Below are 15,798 nucleotides of genomic sequence, written 5' to 3' on the forward strand. Positions count from 1 at the left end.
TCTTGTTTTTTGAGCAATTAACGGAACGAGGATTCATCTCATCCCATTTGGGACGGATTTTTCCCTATTTAACGGAACGAGGATCCGCACCGCAGATTTATCGGTTCCCCTTTGCCTGTGTCACAATAGACAAAGAGCAACATAATTCACGAACAGAGCTCCTTTTAAAAAATCCCTCTAAAGCTTGACAAACACATTAGTGATGGTATATGATGATTATTGGCATTTTATTTCTAAAACCGCGATTAGCCCCGGAATCTAATTGTGTTGAAAATATAGGAATAACAACTGAAACGAATTATTGAAATATGGAGGGAAACCATCATGCGCACAACTTTCATGGCGAATGAAAATAACATTGAACGTAAATGGCTAGTTGTGGATGCTGAAGGTCTACGTTTAGGCCGCTTGGCAAGTGAGGTTGCTGCTATCCTTCGCGGGAAGCATAAACCAACTTACACACCACACGCTGATACAGGTGATAATGTAATTGTTATTAACGCTGAAAAAATAGAACTATCAGGTAATAAATTAAATGACAAAATGTACTATCGTCATACAGGCCACCCAGGTGGAATAAAAGAACGTAATGCAAATGAAATGCGTACAAATTACCCTGAACAAATGATAGAGCTTGCTATAAAAGGTATGCTTCCAAAAGGTCCTTTAGGCCGTAAAATGGGTAAGAAATTGCACGTATTCAGAGGTTCTGAACACAATCATCAAGCACAAAAACCAGAAGTTTACGAGCTTCGTGGATAATTAAAAGGAGGTTAATCAATTGGCACAAGTACAATACTACGGCACTGGTCGTCGTAAAAGATCAACTGCACGTGTACGTCTAGTTCCAGGAACTGGCCGTGTAGTTATAAATGACCGTGATGCACAAGACTACTTTCCATATGAAACGCAACTATTAATTTTAAATCAACCACTTGCAACTACTGAAACTCAAGGAACTTATGATGTTTTAGTAAACGTGCATGGTGGAGGATTTACTGGCCAAGCTGGTGCTATCCGCCACGGTGTCGCTCGTGCGCTTCTTAAAGCAGATCCTGAATACCGCGGTTCTCTAAAACGCGAAGGATACCTAACACGTGACGCACGTGAAACAGAACGTAAGAAATACGGTCTTAAAGGCGCTCGTCGTGCACCACAATTCTCAAAACGTTAATATATCTACATTCAAAGGCTCTCAACCATTATTGGTTGGGGGTCTTTTTTATGTGTAAAGTTGTTTGCCTAAAAAATAACAGCTCGAATAACTTTGCTCATAATTCGAGGAGTGACAGGGCACTTATAATAAAACTCCTATTTTATTACACGGAAAGTACTTTAACCCTATTTCATCGCAGTTAATGTGTGATTTCATAGGCAAATTTGTTTATTTTCCTATTGTTTAGAAGGATTATCTTAATGTTTAATAGAAACTTATATTAAATAAAAAAGAGGAGGGATTATAATGACCTTTGAATCCAGAATATTTTTAAAATTATCTTTCGCTATTGTATTGGGACTTAGCTTATTGTTCGTTTCATTAGGTTTCTTTAACCTTGATGAAGAAAGAGAAACTGTTGCGGCTACAGTAGATTCAGTTGATCTACAGGAAGTGTTCGAAAAGGCAGCTAAGGAATTTGGAGTTCCGCAAAGTGTTTTGATGGCAGTATCATATAATCAATCGCGATGGGATCATCATGAAGGTCATAGTGAAGTAGGTGGCTACAGTCTTATGAACCTGGTGCATATTGATGGGAATCAAGATGCCAGCGGTAAGAATGAGGAACAAATTGAAGCCTCTACAGACGATAATGATTCCGTTAACACACTGGACAAAGCAGCTCAATTGCTCAATGTGGATTTGGAAGTATTAAAAAATGATCCCGAACAAAATATTCGTGGGGGAGCAGCCCTTCTTGCAATGTATGCAAAGGAAACAGTCGGAGAAACCCCATCTGATCTATCTGATTGGTATGGAGCAGTTGTAAAATACAGTGGTTCTGATATTAAAACTGTTGCTCAAGGGTTTGCAGATGATGTTTATAACACGCTTCAAGAGGGGGCAGAGAGAGTAACAATTAATGGACATGAAGTAAAATTAAAGGCGAAAAATGTTGAGCCAAATAAAGACACTGCAAAAAATATTCCGCTACGAAATGCCAAAAAGACAGGTGCTGATTGTCCAAACGGTCTAGAATGTACATTTATTCCTGCACTTTATGAGCAATTCTCTAGTAGTCCTGGTAGTTATGGGAACTATGATATCGCGAATCGTCCTGATGATGGTCTAGATATCCGATATATAATCATTCATGATATTGAAGGCACTGCCGAATCAGCGATTAACCACTTTCGAAACAGATCTTACGTAAGCGCTCATTATGTTCTTGACTCAGAAACAGGGGCCATTACACAGATGTTGAGAAATGAAGATGCAGGTTGGCATGCAGGTAATTGGTATTTTAATGCGCACTCCATTGGCTTGGAGCTTGAAGGATTTGCGGTTGAAGGGACAGATTGGTATAGTGAGCAAATGTATCGCTCATCTGCAAAATTGGTGAAATATTTGGCAGAAAAATATGACATTCCACTTAATCGCCAGCATATAATTGGGCATGACGAAGTTCCGGGATTAACTCAAGCCAGACAGGGAACAATGCACTGGGACCCAGGTGCTTATTGGAATTGGTCGCACTTCTTTAATCTTTTGGGAGAACCAGTTAACCCAAGTAATGGCAACAAAGACAGCGACATTATAACGATAAATCCTAATTACAATACAAATAAGCCGACATTCACATACGGCTCAGAAGTACTGGAGCCTCAATCATCGAGTTTTATACATCTATACACTGAACCTAGTTTTGAGGCTCCGCTAATCACTGATCCACTTCTTAGCAATAGTGGAACCAACCGTATTAATGATTGGGGGAACAAGGCTGCTATTGGGCAAAATTATTATAAAGTTGACGAAGAGGGAGATTGGACCGCAGTTTATTACGGTGGTCAGAAGGCGTGGTTTTTTAATCCAAACAATAAAAACGTTTCTCCAGGGAATGGAATTGTAATTAAACCTAAGGAAGGAATGGGGTCAATTCCTGTTTATGGGGCTGCTTATCCTGAAGTCGCTGCCTATGACGAAACAGGAATAGAAGAGTGGGCACAAGGAAACACTGAAACACTATACCAAATTTCTGAAGGACAATTCTATATAGCCACAGGACCGTTTCAATCAACTTATTACCATGCAAAGTATTTTAACGATCCGAAAACGAACCAAGTGGTGATAGGTGAAGAAGAATATTATCAAATTTCCTTTAATCACCGGCTTGGATTTGTTAAAAAAAGTGATGTTGAAGTCGTGAATCCTTAACTAGAAGGGTTCAGTAACTAGAATATGTGTTGATGCTTTTATGTTAAGCGCCTATACCCTCAGGGATGTAGGCGTTTTTTAATATTGAATTAATAACATGATGATATTCCTTTCATTAATACTGGACATTTAGTTGATGGAAAAATAGATTTAGAAAACATGAATTATATCCAATGAAAAATTTAATACTTTGGGAAGAAGCAAAATCGTTGTAAATACATCTTATATTGACTAAGGGGGACTTAAGGAAATATTTGAAAAAGAAACAAAGGGTCTTGAACCTATTAATAGCCTAGAAGATTAACATGATTTAAAAAAGCACGTAATTATATCAAAGACTTTCCAAGGTAAACTGGGATTCTGAGTAAGTAAAATAAACCTTTAACGAATGCCAAGTTTTCTAAAGTTTTTATTTTTTAATAGAGCTTACTGTAAAAGTCTAGTATTATAAATATATGAATAATAGGTAGGGGAGGACAAATCATTGAACAAGATTAAAACCTTAACTGATAAGGACTTTGATAAGATTTTCTTGCTGTCGCAATACGCCTTTCAATATGATTTATCTGAAGAAGCTTTATTAAAAAAGCAGGAGGAAGCAAAGCGGCATACTATTTGGGGCTGGATGGAGGATGACCAGCTGGCAGCAAAACTCCACCTCATCCCACTGTCCTGTTATATTAATGGCAAAGCGTTTGAGATGGGTGGGATCAGCTCTATTGCAACATGGCCGGAATACCGCAGGCAAGGTTCTGTGAAAAATTTGCTTCACCATGCACTTAAACATATGAAAGAACAGGGTGAAGTCGTGTCATTTCTTCATCCATTTTCTTTTTCCTTTTATCGAAAGTATGGTTGGGAACACATTTTCTCAGAAAAAAAATACACAATCCCCTTGGAGAAGTTGAAACGTAAATGGGGAGCTGATGGATATATACAACGTGTGGATTCTGAAATATCCATTCTCCATAAGGTTTATACCGAATACGCCAAACAATTTAACGGTACGCTTGTCCGTGACGAAAAATGGTGGGAACAGCGTGTGCTTAAAGGGGATTGGCATAAAGCAATCGCTTATGACGGAAATGATCAAGCGGAAGGTTATATTATATATAAAGTAAAAGAAGAAAAAGTAACCGTCCATGAACTGGTATACAACTCTTTAAATGCTCAAAAGCTGCTGATCCAGTTTATGGCAAATCATGATTCGATGGCTGACACAGTAGAGATGGTTGTACCAGAAAATGATAATCTGCATCTTTTAATCGATGAGCCACGATTTGATCAAAAGACGGAACCCTTTTTTATGGCGCGTATCGTGGATGTATTGGAATTCCTAAAACAATATGCATTTCATGATGGTGGCGAACAATCACTTTCATTACATGTGGTAGATTCCTTTCTTCCTGAAAATAGCGGGGTTTATCAACTAAGACAAATCGGCAGTGAGACAGCAGTGAACCATTTATTTTATGGGGATCAGGGTGATCACGAGGGAATCCATTGTACCATTCAGTATCTTACTTCTATGCTACTAGGATATAAACGTCCAATGGAACTGTATCATCTTGGTTTAGTCCGTGGTAATTATGAACAAATTGAGCAGCTGGATAGCATAATACCAAAGCGACAAACCTTTTTTCCGGATTTCTTTTAATGAATAGGGAATTAATCCCTGCTTTTGGCAGTTAAGAAGAAAGTATAAATACTTTCTTACGTATAAGTACAACTATGACAAGTATTAGGGGTTCTGAAGGCAAAATACGTACTTTCATAAGAATCCCTTTAAACGAATTTCAAGTTTTCTAAGCAGAAAATATTAAAAAGTGGGATATTTTAGTATATTACGTTAAAATAGATAGACATAGAAATATAATAGAACTATAAAAAGGAATGTCGTATATGATCTATCCGGTTAACATTCTAAGGTTTCTCTTTTCACTAGATGATCATCTCTATCGTGTTCATAAAACAGAAACGCTAAAAAATCTGTGGAAGATCGTTTCTTTGCTCGTTTTGTTTAGTGTGGTCGTATACGCTTGGATGGCTATTTTAGGTATCGGGTCGGATATTATCTCGGAAAACGCGACAGCATTTAATCCGCTAGAATACGAGGAAAGTAAATTCTGGTTTATTCTTGGCAGGATTGGTTTTGCAATTTTATTTGCACTTTTGGTTTTATTTGTACCATCCTATTTATTTTATTTAATAACAGGTATACCTTATCAAAAACTATTAATCATGCAGGAAGTCGTTCTTTTGGTTTTACTGATTGAGCGAGTTATCTGGATACCATTAGTCGTTTATTTCGGCTTGAATTGGTTCGTTTCACCACTATCATTTGGGGTCATTTCATCTTATTTCACTGATATACCTTGGGTTGTCTTTTTCTTTGGAACTATTTCACTTTTCCAGCTTTGGATCATTTGGTTTCAGGTAAGGTTTTTAAATTATATGGCGACAGTTAGAAAACGCTGGATATGGTTTAGTGTCATCTTTCTACATATTTTCTACTGGGCTGTTGTGACTGCGTTAGCTTATATGGATATTCATATGATAAGTGGGTGGTTTGAATGAGTCGCAGGAAGCTTATTTGGACATTAGTGATTCTATTTATTGCAGTCAATAGTTTACTTGTATATTTAGACGATGAAGAAAAAGTGGCACGCTTATCTTATATTGAAGAATGGTCGGAAACCTTTGAAAAGGATATGTTTGAAAAAATTGAAACTCCAGGTGTTTTAGCCACAGTAAATAAGAAACGTGTATACTTTGATGAGGACAGAGGGAGCTTTCTGGAGTTTCTAATCGATGAGGGTGCTCAAGTCGATGTTGGTGATGGGTTATTCACATATAAAGTAGAGGATTATTACGAAACGAGATCCTTTCTTGAAAGTGAAAGAAGCAAGCTTACCGGTGAAGTTAGTGCTATCGAGCAAGCAATAGATTCTATTTCCTTTTATCAGATACCAGAAACAGATTTAACGGCTGAATATGAGGATGAAAATAGCAACCTTGATATTACGAGCAAATCTGTAACTGCTAACTATATGAAAGAACAATATCTAGCAGAGAAGGAAAAAGAACTTGATCAGAAGAATGCGCAACTGCAAAACATTCAGGCGCAGTTATCGGACCTTGAATCGACTGGGGATACCATTACAGTGGAAAGCTCTTATCAGGGGCAGGTAACTAAGATATCCAAAAGCTTAAGTAATCCTGTTGTTACCATTCGTGATATGCAGCTCCAAGCAGAGGGCGAATTCACGGAAGCGGAGCGGATGGAAGCTGAAAGGGAAATGCCTGTCGAAGTGTCTATTAGAGAAAATGGAGCATTACTAAAAGGGAACTTGAATGAGATTAATGATTCGCCAAAGACAGTAAACGTTCATGGAACAAGTATCTACCCGTTTGATGTAAGCTTTTCTGAGGATGCTAAAACGGAACAATTATTGCCAGGGTTTCATGCGGATCTAGCCATTACAACTAATAAATCGCTTGGTGCAACAGCCGTCCTTGAAGAGAATCTTTTTGATCAAAGTTTGTGGAAAATGACGACTAGAGGAACCATGCATAAGCAAAAAGTCCAAACAGGGATTTTCATGGATGATTCAGTTGAGGTGACAAAAGGAGCAAACCCTGGTGAATGGGTAGCTGAAGAAGAACCTTCACAATTTCGTGAAGCAGCAACTTTTATTACGCCATTGAAACTGGATAACATAAAATGGAAACGTTTAGGGAAATATGATAATGTGAATTGGGGAAAATATTTTGTTGTCGGGTTGTTATCAAGATAAGTTTTAGTGCAACCTACTAGTGGTAAACCTTTTTAAAGGAGGGTACATATCCAAATGGAATTAGTCTATGTAGGAGTTTTATTGTTTGCATTGGCATTTGCCTTAATAGTTATCTATATTTCCTTCGTATTAAAGCGTGTATCAAGCACCATAGAAACACTGGGTGAAACCTTAGGAGAAGTAGAAGGGAAACTCCAATATATCACGCCTGAAATAAGAAATACCTTACACGAAACTGAAAAAATGGTCGATGACTTTGATGATAAGATAAAGGCAACTGACAATGTATTTAAATCGCTGGAGAATGTAGGTACTTCTTTAAATTCATCAAGTGAAATGTTGGCTCAACAAGCAAAAAAACTACCTGAATATACATCAACTCAATCAATGAATCGAATTGCGGAAAGCATAAGATGGGGTGAAGTAGCATATCGGATAGCTAAGAAGTGGAAACATCGAAATGATAAGAATGAATTAATTGCTCAAGAAGAAAATTTACCAGTAAAGAAATAAGGCTGAGTGCTTCGATTCGTTCCGGCAAAATACTTCGCTTTCACTGCTCCGGGTACAACGCCGACATATACTCCAGCTATCGCTTTCGTAGTGTCTTATTAGCCATGGGCATGACCTCAGCCTCCTCGTGACGCCAAGAACGCTTCTTTCGGGGGACTTCGGAACGTGCTGTTCCCATAGGAGTCTACGTATTCTGCGTCTACTGGTAGAGACTTCTTAATTAGAGGCTGAAGTGTTCCCTGGGGGCTAAGAAGCAATGTCACAATAAGCATTGTTTAATTTACAGGATAAAGTGAGCAAAACCAACCGTAGCGAGATCATAGCACTGCAATTATTTTTCCACAGTACATCGCAGTTTATATCAATTGCGAAGATTAAAAAGAAACAAAACTGATAAAAAGAGTCAAAAATAATGAGATGAGGGATAACAATGACTTTAGTTGGAATAGGTGTATTATTAATAGGAATTGCTTTTTTAGTATTAGCTGTATATTTATCATGGACATTGAATAATTTAGCACACGTACTGCGTGGAGTTGAGAAGACAGTTGAGCATTTACCGAATCAGCTTAACGATATTTTTAAAGAAACCGGGAATCTTATCAATCATACGAACAGTACGCTTTCTGATGTTAATGAAAAGCTAAGAACGTTAAGTCCTTTATTTTATATTGTCGAAGATGTCGGAGAGATGTCGAGAAAGCTGACAACACCACTAGCGAACTTTAATGTATCGAGGAAAAAGAAAACGGAAGAAAAGAATTAGAAGGCAAGAAAAAGTCCCCTATTGTTGTAACGGGTTCCGTTCAAGTCGGGGTTACACTTTAGGTGATAACTATTTGCATCGTATTTGTAGTGATATTTATACCATCCTATATGGACATCGAATCCATTGAGAATCTTTACTCAGTAAAGTAATTAACTTAATAGTTATACTAGACGATATGCTCCCCATTTGGTAACTTGATGGGGAGTATTTATTATGTCTTAAAGAGTTTATTCCAATGTTATTTTTAATAAAAATTAATCAAGTAGATGAACTTCATCATCCACATGAATATCACCTGTTTTTATCACAGAAGCATAAACGCCAAAATTGTTTTTTCGTTCTTTTATAACCGTCTTATCAAACTTGAATTTCTTTCAGCATTATCAGGATTTACAGTAATAATCATACACCTTTTACAGTGTCCTACTAATTCAATTTCTACTGCACTTCCTATTTTAATTCTTTTACCAATCCATTCTTCTTCAATAAACGGTTTTTTTTCTTTTAATGAAATAAATAAATTAGGACGAAAACGTCGAAAGTCAACCTCGGCTTCTCCCCATATTTCTTGCAAATTATCTATTGAAGCATCCGTTACAAGCTGAATATTTTCTACTGCAATTGGTCCAATAGGCACGTGAGAAGGGGGATATTCAATAGTAGAAATCTTTCGGTTCGATTTGTTTTCCATTTCTTTAATTAATTCTTCATCTTCCCAATCATATATCTTGCCCTCAGGTGTTATGACTTCTACTTCCGGATATTCGTCCAGCAATTCTTCTCCTATGTATCTTGCTTTATATCGAACCATTTCCGGGAACTGTGTTATTGTTAAGAAATTTTGTTTTTTTGATTCATCTAAATAAGCATGGCCACGGTCTCCATATAAACCATAATCCATTATTTTGGATTTTCGTATACTTTCCCCGGAAAAAGATTTTACTGGATGACGGACAATTTCTTTCATATGACCGATTAGCATTTGATTCACTCCTAATAATTTTTAACCCACTATAAGCTTAACAGAGGACTTTTTAACTCGGTCTGTTAGTCTTTGTTTAGCAGTTAAGAAAGTATAAATCCTTTCTTACTGCATAAGCGCAACTAAGGCTTATCTATATTAAAGCTTGACGATAAGCCAAGTTTTCTAAAAAATAATCGTTCACAATCTTTGTAGTTATTTTAACATAGATATTCAAAAATCAAGCGGGCACTGGCTATTGTTCCAGAATACACGATTACACCAAAAGATGACCATCAACTTAGCATATAAGTTGATGGTCATTTCACATCTGTTGCTATTGTTAGGGATTCCTTCGTTGAAATGCGTAATATCCTAGTGTTATTGCACCATATAGTCCTTCAAGGTTTTTTCGTTCGATAAATGTGCTTCCTTCTTTGGTGTTTGCTTTCATTTCCTTTGTGATATCAACCATTGATGATGATAGTTTATTTGTTGTTTCTCCAACGTCTCCTAAGATCGTAAAAATTGGGCTTAATTCGCTCATTTGATTATTTAATTGTTGTATCGTTTCCCTTCCAGTGGTGAGCGTATCTTTTGCACCAGACGTTATATCAGCAACTTGCTGAGGCAGGGCATCTGTTGTTGACCTCAAGCTCGAAAATACACCCGATAAATTTTTTAGCGGCTTAATTAACATTATTACGAATGCGAGAAATGCGATTCCAATAATCAGTACGCCAATTCCAAGCCAATCCATGTGTTTTCCTCCTTCCAAGAACAAGATTCACTACTTTTTTATTACCACTGCTATGTTTTGATTAAACTGGCCATTATGTTTAATCATAATCAACAATCTTGTCCCATACAATAGTTGAAGTAGAATAAATAAGGAGCGAATGTTATGGGACGATTTGGGAAGGTGTTTACCTGGGGAGTAGGTTTTGTCATTTTGGCCTTTCTTATTCAATATCCAATTCAAAAAACGGAAACCACTTGGGAAACATGGTCATTACCTCTTTCGGGTAAAACAATAGTTATCGACCCAGGTCATGGTGGTGTAGATGGTGGAGCGGTTGGAAAGGACGAGACATTGGAAAAAGATATTGCGCTTGCTGTTGCCAAAAAAACACAGGACTTCCTGCAACAATCAGGTGCTCTTGTTTATTTAACGCGAGAAAAAGATAAAGATCTGGCGAACGATGATACAAAAGGATTGTCGAGGCGAAAAGCAGAAGATATAAGAAAGCGCCTTAAGTTTATACACGATAAAGATGCTGACTTTTTTGTTACGCTTCATTTAAATGCATTGCCATCCAATAAATGGAGTGGAGCACAGACATTTTACTACTCAAAATATGATAAGAGTAAGCATTTAGCCACAATGATTCAATCTGAAATTATTCGAAATTTGGAGAATACTACACGGAAGCCGTTGCCAATAAATGGTGTATATCTTTTAAAATATGCTGAAGTGCCTGGTTCACTTGTTGAGATTGGATTTTTATCAAACGAGCATGAGCGCGAACATCTGAAGAAAGATTCCTACCAACGGAAAATTGCCGGGAGTATTTATGAGGGGATTCTCCGTTATGTTACAGAAGAACCTGAAAAAAAGTAACGAATTATACAAAACATCCTATGATACATATCACTTAGATTTTACGTGATTTGTGTTATACTAGCGTTGTGTGCAAATAAAATGATATTATTTTGTATATATAACGACTCTAGGAAAGGGATGGTGACTAACGTGTTATCACAAGAAGAAGTAAAGGAACTACTTCACCCTGTTAAGGATCCATTTTTACATAGAACGCTTGAAGAAACAGACGGTGTGAAAGAAATTACAATTAAAGAAGAAAAGAAGCATGTCAGTGTGAAAATCGGTATTGGAAAGACGAATACTGGTGAACAGATGCAGCTACAGCAAGAGATTGTTGGCATTCTGAAAAAGAATGGAGCAACAACAGTCGGTTTACGTTTTGAACAGTTGCCTGACGAAACCATTGAAAAGTTCCAGCCTGCTGCTGAAGCAGAACAGGAAAAAACATTAATGGGCGGAGGTAAACAACCTAACTTTATCGCTGTTGCTAGTGGTAAAGGCGGTGTAGGTAAATCGACTGTTACAGTTAACTTAGCTATGTCCTTAATGCGCCTAGGTAAAAAAGTAGGTATTATCGATGCAGACATATATGGCTTTAGTGTTCCAGATATGATGGGAATTGAAGAAAGACCTGCAGTTCGTGCCGAAAAAATAATTCCGGTTGAGCGGTTTGGAGTTCAGGTTATTTCCATGGGCTTCTTTGTGGAGGACAACTCTCCAATCATTTGGCGTGGACCAATGCTTGGTAAAATGCTTAACAGCTTTTTTAAAGAAGTAGAGTGGGGCGATTTAGACTACTTACTACTTGATTTACCACCAGGAACCGGTGATATTGCAATGGATGTCCATGAATTGCTTCCAACGTGTAAAGAGCTAATCGTCTCAACACCACATCCAACTGCAGCATTTGTGGCAGCGCGCGCTGGTCAAATGGCATTGAAAACAGATCATGAAATCTTAGGCGTTGTGGAGAACATGGCCTATTTTGAAAGTAAAAAAACAGGTGAAAAAGAATATGTATTTGGTAAAGGTGGCGGTAAAAAGCTTGCCGAGGTTTTACAAACGCAAGTACTTGGTCAATTACCTTTACAACAGCCATATGAAGAAGAGGATGAGTTTGCTCCATCTGTATATCAGCAGGATCATCCAATTGGAAAAGAATATCACAAGATTGCTTCAAAAATCGTAGCAAAAATAGAAGAATAAAAAATTAGAGGTGGCGTGTGTCACCTCTTTTTAGATGATTAAATATTAACTGGATCCACCGGAACCTCCACCTGAGCCGCCAGAACCACCGCCAGAACCACCTCCACCTGATCCTCCAGAGCCACCACCGGAACCGCCGCCTTCTCCACCTGATTGCTGGCCGCTTTCCTGCTTACTTTTCTCTTCTGCTGCTTTTAGTAATATTTCGGATATTTTTGCTTGGAAAAGTGGTGTTTGCAAGGTTTGTTGAACGGTCTCTTCTAAATGCTTGCGGAACTCTTGACCTTTCATGACACTTAGCATTTGTTCGCTAATCTGAGGATTTTGCATAAGTTCAAGCATTTGTTTCTGGTATTCTGAATCGTTCATTAAATTCTTCATTAGCTTTTTTTGTTCCTCAGACATTGATTTTGCATAACTTTTAACAAATTCAGGGTCTTCAAATAGTTTTTTCCACATTTCTTTTCCTTTTTCGGAAACAAGTACTTCATTTATCGATTTTTTAACAACTTCAGATTCAATCACAAGTTGTTGCTTTAATTTTTCATCAGCTAATATTTCCCTAAGTGCTTTCTTTCCATCTTCTGTCTGTAATATATCAACCACCATTTTTTTCGTAGCATCATAATCAGCTTCTTTTCCAGAAGCTCCTCCTCCATTACATGCGGAAATAAATATGATGGATAAAATAATCATTGAAGTTAAAATCATACGAAACATTTATGATCCTCCTTCCTCTCATATTTAATATGAGTTATGAAACAAAAAAATATTCTTCATGGAGGAAAAAAGACATCGTTCATGATAAAATATGACTGGATGCTGAACATAGTTGTAGGAGGAAATAGGATTGAATAGTCGTAAGTGGGTAGGATTATTTTTAAAGACATTACTGATAGGTGGAATTATAGGGCTATTCACTAGCTTTTTTGTGAAGGCCTCATTATATACCGATTTTTTGAATCCATTTGATTTTATAGAGTTAACTGGGTTAATTATCTATTTCACAGGATTAGGGTTACTATTTAGCATCATAAGTCAGACCGGTTTTTTTGTTTATTTATTCATCAATCAATTTGGCCTAAGCCTGTTTCGAACATTCTGGCCGACCGTTCAGGTATTACTAATTGCGTTTGTTGTATTTGATTTAATTTATTTTCCATATAATGCAGTTGGTGGCGATGTTTCGTTATTTTGGTTTATCATAATGGCGGCAGCAATACTCGGGTATGGATGGATTATAGCTAAAATAAAAGCACGTGAGACGAACCAGCGAGCTTTTATTCCGGCATTATTCTTAATGGTCGTTATGACAGCTATCGAATGGGTTCCTGGCCTGCGTACAAGTGGAACTGATTATGCATGGCTAATGATTGTTACATTACTTGCTTGTAATACATATCAATTACTTGTATTACATCGAATAACCAATAGTGATTCAATAGGTAAAGAAAAAATTAACTCAAAGATTAGTTCGAATAAAGCATAACGTTTATTTTGCCCTAATATGCCAAAGACATATTAGGGCTTTTAAGTTTAGCTTATTTATAATTTTTTATGAATAATTGAACTTCCAAATCAGCAACGTTTAGTTCCAGCCATGCGTCTACGATAATAGTTCGGCATTAGCAGATTATGCTCTTGTTTATCCTTTTCGCGTTAACTTCAGCCCACCCCGTGCAGATACCTGCACTTTGTCTTTATTCCACAATTTTTGATTTTGCATGTGCTTGGTTAACCAGTTCAGATATAGTGACAAACTGGAAGCCCTTATTCTTCAATCCAGGTAAAATTGTTTTTAGCGAATCAGCCGTCTGCTTAACGGAATCTGATGCATGCATCAATATGATATCGCCATTTGATGTTTGTTTCATTACGGTGTTCTCAATTTTTTTGGTGCCCGGATTTTTCCAGTCACTAGGGTTAACATTCCAATGTATTACTGTAAAACCTAATTGTTCAGCAAGTTCAATGATTTCCTTGTTAAACTTTCCACTTGGTGGACGTAACATTTCTATGTCCTTATAGCCAATTTTCCCAAATACTTCTTTTGCATGTAATAGATCATCGCGTACTTGATCGATTTCCTGATCCAAATAATTTTCATAACGGTATCCAAGCATTCCTACTTCGTGCTCTGCTTCAGTTATCTTCTCTAATATTTCAGGATGACGTTCTGCCCATTCCCCGCTTACAAAGAAGGTTGCTTGTACTTGTTTTTGGTCTAACTGCTTTAAGATAGCATGGACTTTGTCCTCACCCCAACTGATATTAAAGGTTAATGCAATATTAGACTCACTGGCATTTCCTTTTGTTAAAGCCACCGGCTCATCCTCTGAAAACACAGAAAGAGCCCCTTCACTTTCAAACCATAAAAATGTAGCAGTAAATAAAGCAAAGATAAAAACAATTAACCAGCGTTTCCATTTATTAAATCGTACAACATAAAAATGTTCCATAATATCAATCCTCCCAATATCCTTACTTTATTCTATGAATGACAGTCTGTAATATGAACAAGCTGTTGCTCGGTAATAGGAAAAGATAAAAAAGTTGCGAAAAAGGGATGAAAATATATAAATATGGGGAATAGTAATTCTACACATAATATTTGTATGGGTATTTTTGTATGTAGCTTTGGGTTCAAAAAAATAGTAACCGACGGATTTCGATAATAAAAACGAACGACTATTATTAAAGTAAGAGAAGAGAGAATTCAACACGGAAATATACTGACGTAAACAGTAATTACTGATCAGATAAAGAAGGTTAGGTGTATATAATGTTAGGTTTGTTAATTAATGATGGAGAGCAAAAAGAAATAGAATATCTGGTAAAACGAGAGTTAGAAGAATTATTGATGGATTTAGAGGACCACCGAATAGATAATATGGTTAAACATGCAATGAGGGAGAGGTATAAGGTCTTGTTTAACGTGTTCCGCCGTGTAGCTAATGAACAGGAATGCATGAAATATATCCCCAAACGGACTGGTAATTGATACCTTTATTTCTAATCAGGAATTAAGTCATCCAAAAAATCATTTAATTTAATTTATGGTTTTTTGGTTTTTCTATTGAACTTATCAACATATTATGCTATATTATTTTTTGTTGTCAGTTAAGAAAACAACAAATTATGCAGACAAAAAAGTCATTGAAAAAAGTTATTGACAATCATCTGCAGCCATGATAAATTATATCTTGTCGCAAAAAAACGACAAACGGAAAAATTGATCTTTGAAAACTGAACAAAACAACCAGTATGTCAAGAAAACAGGTTAAAAGTTAAACTTTTAAACCCTGATTTCAATTTTTAAAGCTAAGACAATAGATGATTGATTGGTGTCAATCATATTCAAACTAACTTTTATGGAGAGTTTGATCTTGGCTCAGGACGAACGCTGGCGGCGTGCCTAATACATGCAAGTCGAGCGCGGGAAGCAGACGGATCCCTTCGGGGTGAAGTTTGTGGAACGAGCGGCGGACGGGTGAGTAACACGTGGGCAACCTACCTGTAAGACTGGGATAACCCCGGGAAACCGGGGCTAATACCGGATAACATTTTTCAGCACAT

The 15,798-nt window shown here is 37.0% G+C and carries 15 protein-coding genes, 1 rRNA gene and 1 pseudogene; 13 read left to right on the forward strand and 4 right to left on the reverse strand.

Annotation, left to right across the window (positions count from 1 at the left end; genetic code table 11):
- The first annotated feature begins 324 nt into the window (after positions 1-324).
- From rplM to BMY13_RS18625, 8 genes are all read left to right on the forward strand, one after another.
- Positions 325-762 carry a 50S ribosomal protein L13 gene (gene rplM / locus BMY13_RS18590; protein WP_092494482.1) on the forward strand — a complete coding sequence of 146 codons (438 nt, stop codon included), beginning with the start codon at positions 325-327 and terminating at the stop codon, positions 760-762.
- Positions 763-781: 19 nt separating this feature from the next.
- A complete protein-coding gene (rpsI, locus tag BMY13_RS18595; protein ID WP_092494481.1) occupies positions 782-1,174 on the forward strand; it encodes a 30S ribosomal protein S9 in 393 nt (130 codons plus the stop codon).
- Positions 1,175-1,462: 288 nt separating this feature from the next.
- On the forward strand, positions 1,463-3,370 hold the full coding sequence (locus tag BMY13_RS18600) for an N-acetylmuramoyl-L-alanine amidase (protein WP_092506415.1): 1,908 nt from the start codon (positions 1,463-1,465) through the stop codon (positions 3,368-3,370).
- A 484-nt stretch (positions 3,371-3,854) separates the two neighbouring features.
- Positions 3,855-5,027 (forward strand): GNAT family N-acetyltransferase, encoded by a 1,173-nt coding sequence (locus tag BMY13_RS18605; RefSeq protein WP_092506417.1) that lies wholly within the window; start codon positions 3,855-3,857, stop codon positions 5,025-5,027.
- 245 nt (positions 5,028-5,272) lie between these two features.
- The gene (locus tag BMY13_RS18610; RefSeq protein WP_092506419.1) at positions 5,273-5,947 is read left to right on the forward strand and encodes a hypothetical protein; all 675 of its coding nucleotides are present in this window, start codon (positions 5,273-5,275) and stop codon (positions 5,945-5,947) included.
- A complete protein-coding gene (locus BMY13_RS18615) occupies positions 5,944-7,167 on the forward strand; it encodes an efflux RND transporter periplasmic adaptor subunit (protein WP_092506421.1) in 1,224 nt (407 codons plus the stop codon). The genes BMY13_RS18610 and BMY13_RS18615 overlap by 4 nt, the downstream gene beginning before the upstream one ends.
- A 54-nt stretch (positions 7,168-7,221) precedes the next feature.
- Positions 7,222-7,680, forward strand: coding sequence for a DUF948 domain-containing protein (locus tag BMY13_RS18620; RefSeq protein WP_092506423.1), 459 nt, complete (start codon positions 7,222-7,224; stop codon positions 7,678-7,680).
- A 430-nt stretch (positions 7,681-8,110) separates the two neighbouring features.
- The gene (locus tag BMY13_RS18625; protein WP_092494467.1) at positions 8,111-8,446 is read left to right on the forward strand and encodes a DUF948 domain-containing protein; all 336 of its coding nucleotides are present in this window, start codon (positions 8,111-8,113) and stop codon (positions 8,444-8,446) included.
- Between the two features lie 257 nt (positions 8,447-8,703).
- Here BMY13_RS18625 and BMY13_RS18630 read toward each other — a convergent pair.
- Positions 8,704-9,431 (reverse strand): annotated as a pseudogene (locus BMY13_RS18630) (MOSC domain-containing protein).
- A gap of 322 nt (positions 9,432-9,753) precedes the next feature.
- The gene (locus BMY13_RS18635; RefSeq protein ID WP_092506425.1) at positions 9,754-10,170 is read right to left on the reverse strand and encodes a DUF948 domain-containing protein; all 417 of its coding nucleotides are present in this window, start codon (positions 10,168-10,170) and stop codon (positions 9,754-9,756) included.
- 144 nt (positions 10,171-10,314) lie between these two features.
- On the opposite strand from BMY13_RS18635, the gene cwlD reads away from it, so the two are divergent.
- Positions 10,315-11,031 carry an N-acetylmuramoyl-L-alanine amidase CwlD gene (gene cwlD, locus BMY13_RS18640; protein ID WP_092494464.1) on the forward strand — a complete coding sequence of 239 codons (717 nt, stop codon included), beginning with the start codon at positions 10,315-10,317 and terminating at the stop codon, positions 11,029-11,031.
- Positions 11,032-11,163: 132 nt separating this feature from the next.
- Positions 11,164-12,222, forward strand: coding sequence for an Mrp/NBP35 family ATP-binding protein (locus tag BMY13_RS18645; RefSeq protein ID WP_092494463.1), 1,059 nt, complete (start codon positions 11,164-11,166; stop codon positions 12,220-12,222).
- A 45-nt stretch (positions 12,223-12,267) separates the two neighbouring features.
- On the opposite strand, the gene gerD is transcribed toward BMY13_RS18645, so the two are convergent.
- A complete protein-coding gene (gene gerD, locus BMY13_RS18650) occupies positions 12,268-12,942 on the reverse strand; it encodes a spore germination lipoprotein GerD (RefSeq protein ID WP_092506427.1) in 675 nt (224 codons plus the stop codon).
- Positions 12,943-13,072: 130 nt separating this feature from the next.
- Here gerD and BMY13_RS18655 point away from each other — a divergent pair, with 130 nt between their 5' ends.
- Complete coding sequence (locus BMY13_RS18655; protein WP_092506429.1) at positions 13,073-13,711, forward strand: KinB-signaling pathway activation protein; 639 nt, start codon at positions 13,073-13,075, stop codon at positions 13,709-13,711.
- 211 nt (positions 13,712-13,922) lie between these two features.
- Here the strand turns inward: BMY13_RS18655 and pdaB are convergent, their stop codons facing one another.
- Positions 13,923-14,681, reverse strand: coding sequence for a polysaccharide deacetylase family sporulation protein PdaB (gene pdaB / locus BMY13_RS18660; protein WP_092506431.1), 759 nt, complete (start codon positions 14,679-14,681; stop codon positions 13,923-13,925).
- A 323-nt stretch (positions 14,682-15,004) separates the two neighbouring features.
- Here pdaB and BMY13_RS18665 point away from each other — a divergent pair, with 323 nt between their 5' ends.
- Positions 15,005-15,223: a hypothetical protein gene (locus tag BMY13_RS18665; protein WP_092494459.1), complete on the forward strand. Its 219-nt coding sequence runs from the start codon at positions 15,005-15,007 to the stop codon at positions 15,221-15,223.
- 367 nt (positions 15,224-15,590) lie between these two features.
- Positions 15,591-15,798: ribosomal RNA gene (locus tag BMY13_RS18670) — 16S ribosomal RNA — on the forward strand; the annotation flags it as partial.

Origin of the sequence: Virgibacillus subterraneus, from assembly GCF_900110695.1 — a bacterium.
In the GTDB taxonomy this organism is placed as follows: domain Bacteria; phylum Bacillota; class Bacilli; order Bacillales; family Amphibacillaceae; genus Lentibacillus; species Lentibacillus subterraneus.

Bases quoted from the DNA above. Each gene is read 5' to 3' on its own strand.
- BMY13_RS18600 (WP_092506415.1), top strand. From the start codon at position 1,463: ATGACCTTTGAATCCAGAATATTTTTAAAATTATCTTTCGCTATTGTA.
- BMY13_RS18620 (WP_092506423.1), top strand. From the start codon at position 7,222: ATGGAATTAGTCTATGTAGGAGTTTTATTGTTTGCATTGGCATTTGCC.
- BMY13_RS18665 (WP_092494459.1), top strand. From the start codon at position 15,005: ATGTTAGGTTTGTTAATTAATGATGGAGAGCAAAAAGAAATAGAATAT.
- BMY13_RS18635 (WP_092506425.1), bottom strand. From the start codon at position 10,170: ATGGATTGGCTTGGAATTGGCGTACTGATTATTGGAATCGCATTTCTC.
- BMY13_RS18615 (WP_092506421.1), top strand. From the start codon at position 5,944: ATGAGTCGCAGGAAGCTTATTTGGACATTAGTGATTCTATTTATTGCA.
- gerD (WP_092506427.1), bottom strand. From the start codon at position 12,942: ATGTTTCGTATGATTTTAACTTCAATGATTATTTTATCCATCATATTT.
- BMY13_RS18610 (WP_092506419.1), top strand. From the start codon at position 5,273: ATGATCTATCCGGTTAACATTCTAAGGTTTCTCTTTTCACTAGATGAT.
- BMY13_RS18625 (WP_092494467.1), top strand. From the start codon at position 8,111: ATGACTTTAGTTGGAATAGGTGTATTATTAATAGGAATTGCTTTTTTA.
- pdaB (WP_092506431.1), bottom strand. From the start codon at position 14,681: ATGGAACATTTTTATGTTGTACGATTTAATAAATGGAAACGCTGGTTA.
- rplM (WP_092494482.1), top strand. From the start codon at position 325: ATGCGCACAACTTTCATGGCGAATGAAAATAACATTGAACGTAAATGG.
- cwlD (WP_092494464.1), top strand. From the start codon at position 10,315: ATGGGACGATTTGGGAAGGTGTTTACCTGGGGAGTAGGTTTTGTCATT.